This is a genomic window from Pseudarthrobacter sp. Y6, assembly GCF_050156205.1.
GTDB lineage: Bacteria > Actinomycetota > Actinomycetes > Actinomycetales > Micrococcaceae > Arthrobacter.
Genome location: NZ_CP189574.1, coordinates 4118108 through 4130974, shown reverse-complemented (window position 1 = coordinate 4130974; position 12867 = coordinate 4118108). Strand labels below are relative to the sequence as shown.

Sequence of the window (12867 nt, the reverse complement as noted above, 5' to 3'; positions counted from 1 at the left end):
ACCGTGAAATGACTCGTCACGAGACGTGCCTAGGTTCCTGCCAGAACCGTGTTAGTAAGTCCATCCAGCGCCCGCGTTCGAAATACGTAAGGATTCCACCCGCACCGGCCACGGCCCGGGTTGGCATGATGGGGTCATGGCCTACCCCTCGGAATCCTTCCCCCGCATCGGCATTATTGGCGGCACTGGCCTGTATGGGCTGCCCGGCGCGGACGTGCTGGAGACGCTGGATGCCGCGACGCCGTTCGGCCCGCCCTCCAGTCCCGTCACCCTTGCCCGGATTGGCGGACGGGACGGCCCGGGAGGCGCGGACGGCCCGGTGGTCGCGTTCCTGAGCCGGCACGCCCGGGGGCACCGCATCGCCCCGCAGCAGATCAACCACCGTGCCAACCTCTGGGCCCTCAAGAGTGTGGGCGTGGAGGCTGTCATCTCCTGCGCGGCAGTGGGCGGGCTGGTTCCCAGCCACGGAACCGGCACCTTTGCCGTACCTGACCAGTTTCTGGACAGGACCTGGGGCCGGGCAGACACCTTTTACGATGGCTCGCTGGCTACCGGAGTGCAGCACCTGCCCGCAGCCGAGCCCTACAGCGCTCCGCTGCGCGCGGCACTCATCGCCGCGCTGGAGCTGGAGGGCGAAGACTTCGCACCGGCAGCCGCCGTGGCCGTCATCAACGGGCCCCGCTTTTCCACCAGGGCCGAGTCCGCGGCCCTGGTCCAGGCCGGTGCGCATCTGGTCAGCATGACCCAATACCCCGAGCCGGTGCTGGCGGCGGAGCTAAACATGCACTTCGCCGCGCTGGCGTTCATCACGGACGCCGACACCGGCCACGACGGATCCGAGCCCGTGACCGCCGAGCTGGTGCTCGGCCGCTTGGCGGCAGCGCAGCCGCGGCTACTGGCTGTGCTGTCCGCCGCAGTGCTGAAGGTGTCCGCCGGGCTGGCCGGGACGGAGCCGGCGGCCGACGGCGGATTCCCGCCGATGGCCCTCATGCCGGCCGACGCTGTGGCCACCGTGATGGGCGCCTCCGGCGAGGCCCACCCTGTCCCGGCCCGCTCCGGCCAGGTCCGGGGCGCGCCGTGAGGATTCTGGTCACGGGCGGAGCCGGTTTCATTGGCAGCCATATTGTCGATGCCGCCCTGGCCCGAGGATGGGAGGTCCGGGTCCTGGATTCGCTGGATCCGGCGGTGCATCCGGACCGGCCGCCAGGAAATCCCGCCGCGCCGTTGCTGGTTGGTGATGTTGGCGATGCGTCCACCGTGGCTGCGGCGCTGGAGGGGATCGACATCGTGGTCCACCAGAGCGCCAAGGTGGGCCTCGGCGTGGACTTCTCCGATGCGCCGGACTACATCCGCAACAATGATCTGGCCACGGCCGTGCTCCTGGCAGGCATGGCCTCGGCCGGCACGGACAAGCTGGTGCTGGCCTCCTCCATGGTGGTCTATGGCGAGGGCGCCTACACCGACTCCGCCGGCCGGCCGGTGCGGCCCGGCCCGCGACGGGTGGAGGATCTGGACCACGGAATCTTTGATCCGCGGGACCCTGCCACCGGCGAGCTCCTGCTGCCCGCATTGGTCTCCGAGGACTCGGCGCTTGACCCGCGGAACGTCTATGCTGCCTCCAAACTGTCCCAGGAAAACCTCGCGTCGGCGTGGGCCCGATCAACCGGAGGCACCGCCGCGGCCCTGCGGTACCACAACGTCTATGGCCCCCGGATGCCCAAAGACACCCCCTATGCGGGCGTGGCCAGCCTGTTCCGCTCCGCCCTGGCCCGGGGGGAGGCGCCGCGGGTGTTCGAGGACGGCGGCCAGCGCCGCAGCTTCATCCACGTGGCGGATGTGGCGGAGGCAAACCTCTACGCCCTTGAGGCGTTGGCGGCGGGCGGTGTCATGGCACCGGGCAGTATGAGGGCATACAACGTGGGAGCCTCGGAGGTCCACACCATTGGCGCGATGGCCGGCGTCCTGAGCGCTGTTGGCGGCGGACCGGTCCCCGTGATCACAGGGGACTTCCGGCTGGGCGACGTCCGGCACATCACCGCCAGTTCGGCACGGGCCAAGGCTGAACTGGGCTGGGCTCCGCGGCACGGGTTTGAGGACGGCATGCGCGAGTTCGCCACCGCTCCGCTGCGTGGGGACCGGACCTAGACGGCCAGTCCCCGGCTCTCCTGCCCGGCTGGTATCCGCAACAGAAACCGGCACCCACCTTCAACGTTGGCAACCTCCAGGGCGCCACGGTGGGCCTGGATGATGCCGTGGACCACGCTCAGGCCCACCCCTGCACCGCTGTAGCGCGATTTGGTGCGTCCGGTGTCCTTCTGCCAGCCTGCGGTGAGCATCCGGGGCAGGTCCTCAGCCGGGATCCCGCCGCAGCCGTCGCGCACCTCCACCGTCGCCTCGGCGGTCGTGGAGGTCACGGCAACAGACACCGTGCTGCCAGGGACGCTGTACAGAATGCCGTTGAGGACCACATTGCGGATGGCCCGGGACAACGACGCCCCATCAGCGGACACCATGGTGGGGGCGACGGCGTCGCCGTTGATGGCAATGGCCCTGCTGGCCGCGACAGGGGCGAGGTCGGCGATGACGTCGCTCACGACGTCGTACAGGTTCAACTGCTGGTAGTCCAGCACCAAGGTCCCGGCCTGGATCTTGGAGAGCTGGAGCAGATCATTGACCAGCACGGCCATCTGATCTGCCTGGCAAATGATTCTTTGGTGGTAGCCGGAAACATCCTCGGCAACGCCATCCTCCAGCGCCTCGGCCATGGCGCGCATGCTGGCCAGAGGGGTGCGAAGGTCGTGGGAAACCCACGCCACCATTTCGCGCCGTGCAGCCTCCACCGCCTGCTCCCGTTGTCTGGATTCTTCGAGTTTGTGGCTGGTGGCGGCCAGCTCGGCGGCCAACGCGGACAGTTCCGAGGTCATCTTCCGTTGCGGTGCCACGGGCTCGCCGCGGCCGATTCTGGCCGCGTCCCCGGCCAGGCGGTTGGTGTGCCTTGCCAGCCCTACTCCCAGGAGCACTGCGACGACGGCGGCAACGACCGAGGCGATCGCCAGGATGAACCACATCACCTGAAGATCCGCCTCCGAGATGAACATGGCGTTGAAGGCGCTCACCATCCCGGCCACCAGGATGGCCACAGTGGCCAGGACCACCAGCAGGATCTGGACCACAATGGAGGTCCTGCGGAGCAGCCGCTGCAGCACCACTGTCACGGCGCCGATGGCCAATGCCCATGACAGCACAACGGCGACGATGGTGACCAGATCGGCGCTAGTCATGGCTGGCCGGCTCGGTGCCGTCGTCAAACCGATAGCCCACGCCCCACACCGTTTTCAACAACACGGGCAAGGTGGGGTTGGCCTCGATTTTTTCGCGCAGCCGGCGGACGTGCACGGTGACTGTGGAGAGATCGCCAAAGTCCCATCCCCAGACGGCCTTGATGAGGACGTCGCGGCTGAAGACCTGGTTGGGGCGGCGCAGAAAGAACGCCAGAAGATCGAATTCCCTTGCCGTCAGGGTGAGGTTCTCATTGCGGTATCTGACGATGCGCGAAGCCGGGTTGAGGACAAAGCCGGCCAGCTCCACGGGCGGCTCAGGAGTGAACTCCTTGATGCTGCGGCGAAGCACGGACTTCACCCGCAGCACCAGCTCACGGGGTGAGAAGGGCTTGGTGACGTAGTCGTCGGCACCCATTTCAAAGCCCAGGATGCGGTCGTCCTCGGTGCCAAGCGCGGTAAGCATGATGATGGGCATGGACTGGGTGCGGCGGATCCTCCGGCACACCTCCACGCCGTCCAGACCGGGCAGCATGCGGTCCAGGATGATCAGGTCCGGGTTGTGCGTCCGGGCCAGATGCAGGGCGCTGAATCCGTCGCCTGCCACATCCACCTGGAAACCGGCCAGCACCAGATAGTCGTGCACCACCTGGGCGATGGTGGCCTCGTCTTCAACGAGCAGGATGCGCCGGTTGCCAACGTCCGCGGCGTCAGCGTCAGGCTGGACACTATTCACGTTCCCAGCATAGGTTCGTGCGCGCCGCTGTGGGTATTTTCGGGGCGGCCGGAAGGTAAGCGTCCCGGTTCTGTAAGAATTGCCGCCTGCCGCGCCGGGCCCCCGGATTCTACGGTAGAAGGATGGAGAAAGAGCAGAGCACGTCGCACGATGGAACCGGTGCGGCCAGCGGCCCGGGCGCATCGGACGACGACGCCGGGGGCACGCCCGCCGTGCTGGTGGATGTCGTGCTGCCGTGCCTCAACGAGCTTTCGGCCCTTCCCCAAGTGCTGGGGGCCCTGCCACCGGGATACCGGGCCATAGTGGTGGACAACGGCTCCACCGATGGCTCCGGAACGCTCGCCGCAAGTCTGGGGGCCGTCGTCGTTCATGAACCGAGGCGCGGCTTTGGCGCGGCAGCCCATGCTGGCCTGGTGGCTGCCACGGCGGAGTTTGTGGCCTTCTGCGATTGCGATGGTTCGCTGGACCCTGCCGAGCTGGCCCCGATGCTGGAGCTGGTGCGCACCGGGCGTGCCGATCTGGTCCTGGGTGCCCGGCGGCCGGCCCGCGGCGCCTGGCCGGTCCATGCCCGGCTGGCCAACATCGTCCTGAGCCGGCTGCTGCGCCGGATGACGGGAATCCCCGTCACGGACTTGGGCCCGCTTCGCCTGGCCCGGCGCAGCGCGTTGCTGGGGTTGGACCTCACCGACCGGCGCAGCGGCTTTCCGCTGGAAATGTTCCTCAAAGCCCACCGCGACGGCTGGCGCGTGGCCGAGGTCCCGGTCACGTATGCGCCGCGCCTGGGCAAGTCCAAGGTAACCGGCACCGTCCGTGGAACCCTGACGGCACTGAAGGACATGAGGGCGCAGCTGGCCGCCGCCTCGCGGTGGGCGCCAGGGACGGGCGCCGGCGGACCGTCTGCGGGCGGACCACCAGCCGCAGCCCGGGCAGCCAGGCCATGAACTTCACCATCGCGGTCATCGCCAAAGAGTGCATCCCAGGCAAGGCCAAGACGCGCCTCACCCCTCCGCTCACGCCAGCGCAGGCCGCAGCCCTTGCCCAAACCAGCCTCAGCCAGACGTTGGAGACGGTGCGGTCCTTCCCCGCGGCCAGGCGGGTGCTGGTGTTTGAGGGGACGCCGCTCCGCAGGGACGCTGCGGGTTTTGAAGTGGTGGCCCAGAGCACAGGCCGGCTGGACGAACGGCTGGCGGCCATCTGTTCGCTGGTCACCGGCCCGCTGCTGATTCTGGGTATGGACACGCCCCAGCTTTCGCTTGCACCACTCGCCGGGCTGGTGGCGGACTGGTCCGCCCCGACGCCCCGCCACGACGCCTGGATCGGACCTGCATCAGACGGCGGCTTTTGGGCCCTGGGCCTGCACCGGCCCGACGGCGGCCTGGTCCGGGGTGTGGAAATGTCCACCCCGCGGACCGGGGCCCAGCAGTTGGCCCGGCTTGCCAGCGCCGGCCTGGCCGTGGGTATGCTGCCCACATTGACGGACGTGGATCACTTCGCCGATGCCTTGGCCGCCGCCCGCGATTGCTCCGGCACACCGTTTGCCCGCGCGGTTGACCGTCTGGCCCTGGGGTTGCCGACGGCGAAGGTGCCGGGTTCGGTGCCGGCCGAGGCATCAACCGGAGGGCGGGCCCGGACATGAGCACACCAAGAGCCGCAAGCGATGCCGGAATCCGGGCCGGCGGGGCACCTGCAGGCGGTACCATCCAAGTTGCCTTCTTCGGCCAAGGAGGACACGAGCCCTACGCCGGTAGCCTGTCCGTCGGCATGGGGCGCCTGACCCTTCGTCCGGAACCCATCGGGCCGGAACCCATCGGGCCGGTCCACTTCAGTATGCTCGGCTGGTCCGCCCCGGCCACCGCCTGCGAACGCGAGCTGCTGCGCACACTCCGCGGGCCGGTTCTTGATGTGGGCTGCGGCCCTGGCCGGATGCTGGCCGCTGCAGGGGAACTGGGATTGATGGCAATGGGTGTTGACACGAGCGCTCCCGCGGTGCGGTTGGCTACCAGCCGCGGCGCCGCCGCCATCCATGGCTCCATCTTTGACCCGGTCCCGCACGAGGGAGGTTGGGCTTCGGTACTGCTGCTGGACGGCAACATCGGCATCGGCGGGAACATACGGGTGCTGCTGGAGCGTATCGCCTCACTGCTGGCACCGGGCGGGCAGGCGCTGGCAGAGGCCGAAACGCCCGATTCCCTCGACATGGCCTACCTGGCCGTGCTGGAGGATTCGGCCGGACGGGCCAGCGCTGCTTTTCCCTGGGCCCGCGCCGGTGCGAAAGCGCTAGCCGCCCATGCGGCCCGGGCGGGGTTGGCGTCCGTCGCCACCAGGACAGTTCAGGGCCGGGTCTTTCTGACGCTGGAACGTCGGGTGTAAAGTCCGACGGCGGTCATGACGCCCGCCGCGACCACCACCAGAACGAGCCAGAAGATGCCCAAGGCCTGCGCATAGTCCCCCCGCAAGACTGTATCGTTGGCTCCGCTTCCAGGGCCGCTTGGCTGCAGCACCTGCTGGGCGCGAATCAGCGGGGCTGCCAGCAAGGTCACCACCGCCCCTACCAGCAGGGCGCCCCGCACTATCCCCTGTTGGACGGGGCGCAGCCCATACGTCAGCCGCGACAGTCCGCCGCCGGCCAGGGTTGTCAAGGGGACCAGCACGCCGTCGTGCACCACCAATGCTGCGGCAAGCCAGGCTGCCACGCCGATCAACTGGAGAAGCGGCACATTGGCCAGGAATCCGAAGATGGCATAGCCGAGGGCGGCCACGCCCAGTGCGGCCAGAGCTGCCCTCACCCACCAAAACGTTCCACGCTCCACCGTCACCGGCGGACCCATCAATGGCAGTCGCATCAGATCACCTCCACCTTGCGCACCCATTTGGTCTGCAGCACCCCAGGCCGGCCGGGGGCGATGATCCGTGCCGGATAACCGTGGTCAAGGTCCAGCGGCGCGCCATTGAGCTCCAGCGCCAGCAGCGTCTGATCGTCCTGGCTGTACGCAGCGGGCATGAAGGAACGGCCGTACACGCCACCCTTCTCCATACTGGAAATCTGCAGTCCGGCGTCCGCCGGCGCGCCCACCATGGCCATCAGGTCCCGGATCCGGACACCGCGCCATTGGGCGCCCTGGCTCCAACCCTCCACGCAGGCGATGGGCAGCCCGTAGCTGTACTGGGGCAGGGCGGCCAGCTGGGCCAGCGTCAACGTCTTCTGCACCGATCCCGAGGACACAGTCAGCACCCAGTCGGGAGCCAGCGCAGCGCCCTCGACACCGGCCTGGGCTGCGGTTCTGTTGATCGGTACCGCTTGCGGACCCGTATCCATTCGGCGCGGCGCAAAGAGGTTCAGGCCCGCCAGCCACGGGAAGGACTGGCCCGCCGTCGTCAGAACGACGACGCCGGTGCTGGCGGTGATTGCCGCCAGGAAACCCCTGCGGCTCCACCCGGGCCCGGTGGCAGGCGCCATGGCAGCCGGAACCGCTTCGCGCTCCGGCGCTGCTTCGGCGGCCGCATCCGATCGACGGCTCCAGTGCGCGCGGATGAGGGGCAGCTTGACGGCAATGTGCAACGCCAGCGACCCAATGATCACCCAGCCCAGCCAATAGTGGACGTCCTTGAAGGAGAACGGCCAGGGATACCACTGGAATGTGTTGAGCAATCCGATGGTGACTTCCACCAGCGAGGCGGACACAAAGAGGGCAATCGAGGCCCGCTCCAGGCCGTGCACCACGGATTTCAGCGGCGGACACCGCAACAGTTCAGGGAACACGGACCAAAGCTTGGCAGCCAGCAGCGGGATGGAAGCTATCCCGGTGGTGACGTGGATGCCCTGCGTGGCCGCATACAGCCACACCGGACGGGTCGGGAAAAACATCCAGCCGGGCGGATCCTGCAGGAGGTTACTGAAGAGCCCGGTCAAGAAGCAGACGGCGAACGTCATGCCGAGCCAGCGGCCCAGTACCACCGTCAGCCGTTTGCTCCGCAAGCGGGACGAAAACCGTCCGTTCACCGAATCCATCCGTTGCTGGAGGAGGGTGGTCAATCTGTCCATACCCAGATCAAATCACCGCGCCGCGCGCGCCGTCCCGCGCCAGACCTTACGAAAGGCGAACAGTCCGTTGCTTACCTGGTCCACTGGCGTGAACGTGGTGCAGGATCAAGGGGTGAGCGAACCAATACCCCACCGTGCACATGGGCGCCAGGCGCCCGGGCAGGCGGGGGACAGCCCGGCGGCAAGCGGTCCGCCGCGCGCCGGCGCCACAGTGGCGGCGCTGGCGCTGGCGGCACTGTTGGCCGGTGCCGTCTGGTGGACCGTCACCACCGATCCGTCAGCGGAGTGGGTGTCCCCCCTTGGCACGCTGGCGGCCTGGGCACTCTTTCTCCCGGCCGCACTGATGGCACGCCGGATCCCTGCCCGGCATGCGGCCGCCGTCGTGCTGCTGGGCTCCGTGCTGATGGGGATCGCGGCGATTTCTGCCCCGCCCGCCACGAGCAATGACTCCGCCCGCTACGCCTGGGACGGCATCGTCCAGAAGGCAGGAATTTCCCCCTACCAATATGTGCCGGCCGATGAGGCCCTGCGGCCGCTGCGACCGGAATGGCTGTTCCAGGATGCCGGACCGGACGGAACCTGCCACACCAACCCCTTTCCCTCCGGCACGGAGACCACCACCAGCGTTCCCGGCGGCAGCACCCTGTGCACGGCCATCAACCGGCCCGCAGTGCCCACTGTCTATCCGGCCGTGGCGGAGCTGTATTTCCTCGCTGTCCGGCTCATCCCCGGTGCCGAGGCAGGGTTCGGTGCCTTCCAACTGGCCGGCCTGCTGCTGAGCCTGGCCGTGACAGTGCTGCTCCTGTCGTTCCTTCGCCGCACAGGCCGTCCGGCACACCAGGCAGTGTGGTGGGGGTGGTCACCGCTGGTGGCCTTTGAAGCCATCAACGGCGCCCACGTGGACACACTCGGCGCCGCACTCGCCCTGGCCGCTGCGCTGCTGCTGGTGGGCCAGCGCACCCTGGGTTCCGGAGTGGCCTTCGGGGCGGCGGTAGCCACCAAGCTTATTCCCGCCATCAGCGCCCCGGCGCTGCTCTACCGCCGGCCGGTTCGCTTTGTCGCCGCGGCTGCGGCCACCTTCGCCGTGGCGTACGTTCCGTATGTCCTCGCCAGCGGCTGGACGGTGCTGGGCTACCTGCCCGAATACCTTCGCTCGGAGGGGTATGACGGGCAGGACAGCCCGCGCTTCACGCTGTTGAAGCTGGTGCTCCCGGCGAGCTGGTCGGCGCCGGTGGTACTGCTGCTGCTGCTGGGTCTGGCCGTGTATGTCTGGCGGACCACCGACGCCGCCCGGCCTTGGGACGGGCAGGTTTTCATGGTCGGAGGGACGTTTCTGCTCGTCTCGCCCAGCTACCCCTGGTACGCCCTGCTGCTCCTGCCGTTCGTGGTGCTCAGCCGGCGCTACGAGTTCGCCGCCATCGCCCCCGTGCTGGCGATGATGTACTTCACCGGCGCCGAACCGGACGGCCCGCTTGTGGCCCGGCTGGGCCTGGGCGCCGCCGCCGCGCTTATTGCGGTTGCCACGGTGGTGAGGCATCGGGCAGGACGGCGGATCGAGGGGCGGGGTCGCGGCGCGGAGGCATAGGCCCGGCGCGATGCCGATGCCTACGCGGCCACCCGGGCGGGCCGGCGGAACGCCTTCAGCGCCGGCTCCACATAGCGCGCGGCCAGTGGGCCGAGGATGGCCATGATCAGCACGTACGCGGTTGCCAGGGCTGCGAGCTCGTCCGGGACCACGCCAGACGCCACGGCCAGCCCGGCGATGACGATGGAGAACTCGCCGCGGGCTATCAGTGCGGCGCCTGCACGGAAGCGTCCGGGGCGGGCGATACCGGCCCGCTTGGCGGCCCAGATGCCTGTGAGCATCTTCGTGGCGGCGGTGATGACGGCCAGGACCAGCGCCCAGCCGAGCACGGGCGGGATGGACGACGGGTCCGTGTTGAGTCCAAAGGCCACAAAGAAGATGGCCGCGAAGAGGTCCCGCAGCGGTTCCAGGATCCGGGTGGCGTTATGCGCAGTGGCGCCCGAGATGGCGATGCCCAGCATAAACGCGCCCACCGCAGCCGAAACCTGCATGGCGGACGCTGCACCGGCCACCAGCAGCGCGGCACCGAGCAGGTTGAGCAGGAATACTTCGGAGTTCTCGCTGTGCACCGCTTGGGACACCCGGTGGCCGTGCCGCAGGGCCACCATCAGCACCACAGTGACCACTGCCAGGGAGATCGCCACGGTGGTGAGCCCGCCCAGGAAGCTCACGCCGGCGAGCGTTGCGGTGAGGATGGGGAGGTACACGGCCATGGCCAGGTCCTCGAACACCAGTATGGACAGCACCACGGGGGTCTCGCGGTTACCGATCCGGCCCAGGTCCGTGATGACCTTGGCGGCGATCCCTGAGGACGATATATACGTAACACCGCCCATGACCATCGCCCCAACGGCTCCCCAACCCAGCAGGAGTGCCAGCGCCGCACCCGGCAGGAAGTTCAGGACCAGGTCCAGAACACCGGCCTGCCAGGACCTGCGCAGACCGGTGAAAAGCTCGGCAGCCGTATATTCCAATCCGAGCATAAGCAGCAGGAGGATCACGCCGATTTCGCCGGAGAGATGTGCGAATTCCTGCATACCTTCGAGCTTGACCACGCCCCCTGCGCTGAAGGCAAGTCCGCCGACGAGGTAGAGGGGGATGGGCGACATTCCGATCCGTCCGGCCAGCCTGGCCAGCAGGCCAAGGCAGAACACAACTGCCCCCAGTTCAATGAGGGTCAGGGCCAACGGGTCCATGACGCTCAGCCGTTGCGCAGGATGTCGGCCGCCGAATCGAGGCCTTCTTGCGTTCCCACTGCGACGAGGAGGTCACCGGGGTGAAGTACGACGTCGGGTCCCGGCGACGGGAGCACCTCGCCTTCACGCATGATCGCCACGATCGAGACTCCGCAGCGTGTGCGGATGCATGCCTTCCCCATGGGTTGGTTCTGGAACGGGGAATCAGGGGCGATGGAGAACTGCCGGGTCACGATGCCCGGGATCTCCCTGTGCTCTTCGCTCAGCTTCATGGCAAGGTGCTGCCCGCCCAGGAGGTTGCCGAGCGTTGAGGCCTCATCTCCGGTCAGGGGAACCGAAGCCTGGCAGGTGTCGGGATCGTCCCAGGTGGAAACGATGAGTTCCATCGTGCCCTCCCGCAGCTCCACGACGCCGATGCGGCGGCCGGAAGCCGTCATGAAGTCCTTCCGCCGGCCCAGGCCGGGCAGGTCAGTCTCGTCCACGTTCATGCTTCCAGCCTAGTCTCCGCAGGCCCGTTTCGGGTGGCTGCGCGCCGGGGGCAAGCCGGGGCGCAGGCCTAAGCATTCGTTCGCGCTAGAAGGCGGGGACAATGGCGATTGCGGTTTTGTCCGGCGACTTCACCGGCAGCAGGACCAGCAGGCCGGCAAGCAGCACCAGCATGATGCCGAGGATTCCCCAGCGCTGGGCCTCGCCGGGCGCAACCAGCGGTGTGGCCACGGCGATGCACAGGGTGAACAGGGCCGGGGCAAGGAAGCTGACGGCACGGCCGGTGGTGGCGTAGAGGCCGAACAGTTCGCCGGACTCGCCGTGGGGTGCCAGCCGGGCGAGGTAGGCCCGCGACGAGGACTGGGCGGGGCCCACGAACAGGCTCAGGAACAGCCCGAAGACCCAGAAGGTGGTGCTACCGGCCCACGCCATTCCGAAGAAGATGTAGTCTCCGTTGCCCAGGATCAGGATCATGGTGCCGGCGATCAACAGCCCCACGAGGGAACCCACGATCACCGCCTTGGGCCCCACCCTGTCATCAAGGAAGCCGCCGATCACGGCGCCCACGGCCGCCACTACGTTGCCGAAGATGGCGAAGAAGATGACCTGGGACAATTCGAAGCCGAACGTGCCGGCCGCGATGATCCCGCCGAACGTGAACACTGCCGCGAGGCCGTCGCGGAAGACGGCGCTGGCGAGGAGGAAGTAGATGGTGTGCGGGCTGGTGGCGTAGATTGCCTTGATTCGGCGGATCAGCAGGCCATAGGAGGCCAGGAAACCCAGCGGTTTGGCCTGCGCCGGCCGCGGGAGTTCCGGCACCGCGAACAGCACCGGCAAGGCGAAGATGAAGAACCACAGGGCTGAGAACACAGCCACCAGCCGGATGTTCAGGCTGTCCTCGGTGGAGGCCCCGAACCAGTCGAAGCTCGGCTGCACAAAGAGCTGCAGCACAATCAGCAGGGCCACAATGCCGCCCAGGTAGCCCATGCCCCAGCCGAATCCGCTGACCTTGCCGATGTTCGTCGGTGTGGAGATCTGCGCCAGCATGGCGTTGTAGTTGACGCCGGCGAACTCAAAGAACACATTCCCCAGTGCGATCAGCGAAACGCCCAGCAGCAGAAACTCCGGCCGCGGGAACACAAAGAAGCACAGGCCCGTCAGGATGGCGACTGCGGCCGTATTGACGCCCAGCCACAGCTTGCGGCGTCCGCCGCTGTCAGAGCGCTGCCCGGTCACGGGAGCCAGCAGCGCGATGGCGATCCCCGCAATGGCCAGTGCACCGCCAAGAACGGCCGAGGCCTGGTCTTTGCCGCCGAAGGCGTTGGAGGTGAGGTAGACGGTGAAGACGAAGGTGGTCATGACCGCGTTGAAGGCCGCCGAACCCCAGTCCCAGGCAGCCCAGGCGAGCACACGGCCCTTGCCGGTGGCCTGGGTTCCGGACGCGAGTTCCGATGGCGGCTGCATGGCCTCAGGAGCGCTGGCGGTGTTCATAGGCTGAATCGTATCCGCCCCTGGCGAACATGGCGGCGATGATACGCCGGACG

General features: G+C 68.0%; 13 protein-coding genes. 6 read left to right on the top strand and 7 right to left on the bottom strand.

Going from position 1 to position 12867, the window contains the following annotated elements:
- The first annotated feature begins 136 nt into the window (after positions 1-136).
- Positions 137-1081, top strand: coding sequence for an MTAP family purine nucleoside phosphorylase (locus tag ACQCSW_RS19985; protein ID WP_426988724.1), 945 nt, complete (start codon positions 137-139; stop codon positions 1079-1081).
- The gene (locus tag ACQCSW_RS19980) at positions 1078-2145 is read left to right on the top strand and encodes an NAD-dependent epimerase/dehydratase family protein (protein WP_426988722.1); all 1068 of its coding nucleotides are present in this window, start codon (positions 1078-1080) and stop codon (positions 2143-2145) included. The genes ACQCSW_RS19985 and ACQCSW_RS19980 overlap by 4 nt, the downstream gene beginning before the upstream one ends.
- Here the strand turns inward: ACQCSW_RS19980 and ACQCSW_RS19975 are convergent.
- Together ACQCSW_RS19975 and ACQCSW_RS19970 are read right to left on the bottom strand one after the other, a co-directional pair.
- Entirely contained in the window at positions 2142-3281 is a 1140-nt protein-coding gene (locus tag ACQCSW_RS19975) for a sensor histidine kinase (protein WP_426988720.1), read from the bottom strand. The two genes, ACQCSW_RS19980 and ACQCSW_RS19975, sit on opposite strands and share 4 nt — an antisense overlap.
- Positions 3274-4014, bottom strand: coding sequence for a response regulator transcription factor (locus tag ACQCSW_RS19970; RefSeq protein WP_426988718.1), 741 nt, complete (start codon positions 4012-4014; stop codon positions 3274-3276). The genes ACQCSW_RS19975 and ACQCSW_RS19970 overlap by 8 nt, the downstream gene beginning before the upstream one ends.
- Positions 4015-4136: 122 nt before the next feature.
- On the opposite strand from ACQCSW_RS19970, the gene ACQCSW_RS19965 reads away from it, so the two are divergent.
- The 3 genes from ACQCSW_RS19965 to ACQCSW_RS19955 are packed head-to-tail and all read left to right on the top strand — an operon-like array spanning position 4137 to position 6384.
- Positions 4137-4955 carry a glycosyltransferase family 2 protein gene (locus ACQCSW_RS19965; protein WP_426988716.1) on the top strand — a complete coding sequence of 273 codons (819 nt, stop codon included), beginning with the start codon at positions 4137-4139 and terminating at the stop codon, positions 4953-4955.
- Positions 4952-5650 (top strand): TIGR04282 family arsenosugar biosynthesis glycosyltransferase, encoded by a 699-nt coding sequence (locus ACQCSW_RS19960; protein ID WP_426988714.1) that lies wholly within the window; start codon positions 4952-4954, stop codon positions 5648-5650. The genes ACQCSW_RS19965 and ACQCSW_RS19960 overlap by 4 nt, the downstream gene beginning before the upstream one ends.
- A complete protein-coding gene (locus ACQCSW_RS19955; RefSeq protein ID WP_426988712.1) occupies positions 5647-6384 on the top strand; it encodes an SAM-dependent methyltransferase in 738 nt (245 codons plus the stop codon). Before ACQCSW_RS19960 ends, ACQCSW_RS19955 begins: the two co-directional genes overlap by 4 nt.
- Here the strand turns inward: ACQCSW_RS19955 and ACQCSW_RS19950 are convergent.
- Both ACQCSW_RS19950 and ACQCSW_RS19945 read right to left on the bottom strand, forming a co-directional pair.
- A complete protein-coding gene (locus ACQCSW_RS19950; protein ID WP_426988710.1) occupies positions 6345-6857 on the bottom strand; it encodes a hypothetical protein in 513 nt (170 codons plus the stop codon). The genes ACQCSW_RS19955 and ACQCSW_RS19950 overlap by 40 nt on opposite strands.
- Positions 6857-8056 carry a molybdopterin-dependent oxidoreductase gene (locus ACQCSW_RS19945; RefSeq protein WP_426988708.1) on the bottom strand — a complete coding sequence of 400 codons (1200 nt, stop codon included), beginning with the start codon at positions 8054-8056 and terminating at the stop codon, positions 6857-6859. The genes ACQCSW_RS19950 and ACQCSW_RS19945 overlap by 1 nt, the downstream gene beginning before the upstream one ends.
- Positions 8057-8168: 112 nt before the next feature.
- On the opposite strand from ACQCSW_RS19945, the gene ACQCSW_RS19940 reads away from it, so the two are divergent.
- Positions 8169-9641: a glycosyltransferase 87 family protein gene (locus ACQCSW_RS19940; protein ID WP_426988706.1), complete on the top strand. Its 1473-nt coding sequence runs from the start codon at positions 8169-8171 to the stop codon at positions 9639-9641.
- Between the two features lie 20 nt (positions 9642-9661).
- On the opposite strand, the gene ACQCSW_RS19935 is transcribed toward ACQCSW_RS19940, so the two are convergent.
- The 3 genes from ACQCSW_RS19935 to ACQCSW_RS19925 form a co-directional block, all read right to left on the bottom strand.
- The gene (locus tag ACQCSW_RS19935) at positions 9662-10837 is read right to left on the bottom strand and encodes a cation:proton antiporter (protein WP_426988704.1); all 1176 of its coding nucleotides are present in this window, start codon (positions 10835-10837) and stop codon (positions 9662-9664) included.
- Positions 10838-10842: 5 nt separating this feature from the next.
- Positions 10843-11325, bottom strand: a complete 483-nt coding sequence (locus ACQCSW_RS19930) for a cation:proton antiporter regulatory subunit (protein WP_426988702.1) — start codon at positions 11323-11325, stop codon at positions 10843-10845.
- Positions 11326-11410: 85 nt separating this feature from the next.
- Entirely contained in the window at positions 11411-12814 is a 1404-nt protein-coding gene (locus ACQCSW_RS19925; protein ID WP_426988700.1) for an MFS transporter, read from the bottom strand.
- Between the last annotated feature and the right edge of the window lie 53 nt (positions 12815-12867).

What these genes read in the sequence shown, in the direction of transcription:
- ACQCSW_RS19930 (WP_426988702.1), bottom strand. Translation starts at nt 11,325, where the DNA reads ATGAACGTGGACGAGACTGACCTGCCCGGCCTGGGCCGGCGGAAGGAC.
- ACQCSW_RS19935 (WP_426988704.1), bottom strand. Translation starts at nt 10,837, where the DNA reads ATGGACCCGTTGGCCCTGACCCTCATTGAACTGGGGGCAGTTGTGTTC.
- ACQCSW_RS19985 (WP_426988724.1), top strand. Translation starts at nt 137, where the DNA reads ATGGCCTACCCCTCGGAATCCTTCCCCCGCATCGGCATTATTGGCGGC.
- ACQCSW_RS19965 (WP_426988716.1), top strand. Translation starts at nt 4,137, where the DNA reads ATGGAGAAAGAGCAGAGCACGTCGCACGATGGAACCGGTGCGGCCAGC.
- ACQCSW_RS19955 (WP_426988712.1), top strand. Translation starts at nt 5,647, where the DNA reads ATGAGCACACCAAGAGCCGCAAGCGATGCCGGAATCCGGGCCGGCGGG.
- ACQCSW_RS19945 (WP_426988708.1), bottom strand. Translation starts at nt 8,056, where the DNA reads ATGGACAGATTGACCACCCTCCTCCAGCAACGGATGGATTCGGTGAAC.
- ACQCSW_RS19950 (WP_426988710.1), bottom strand. Translation starts at nt 6,857, where the DNA reads ATGCGACTGCCATTGATGGGTCCGCCGGTGACGGTGGAGCGTGGAACG.
- ACQCSW_RS19975 (WP_426988720.1), bottom strand. Translation starts at nt 3,281, where the DNA reads ATGACTAGCGCCGATCTGGTCACCATCGTCGCCGTTGTGCTGTCATGG.
- ACQCSW_RS19925 (WP_426988700.1), bottom strand. Translation starts at nt 12,814, where the DNA reads ATGAACACCGCCAGCGCTCCTGAGGCCATGCAGCCGCCATCGGAACTC.
- ACQCSW_RS19960 (WP_426988714.1), top strand. Translation starts at nt 4,952, where the DNA reads ATGAACTTCACCATCGCGGTCATCGCCAAAGAGTGCATCCCAGGCAAG.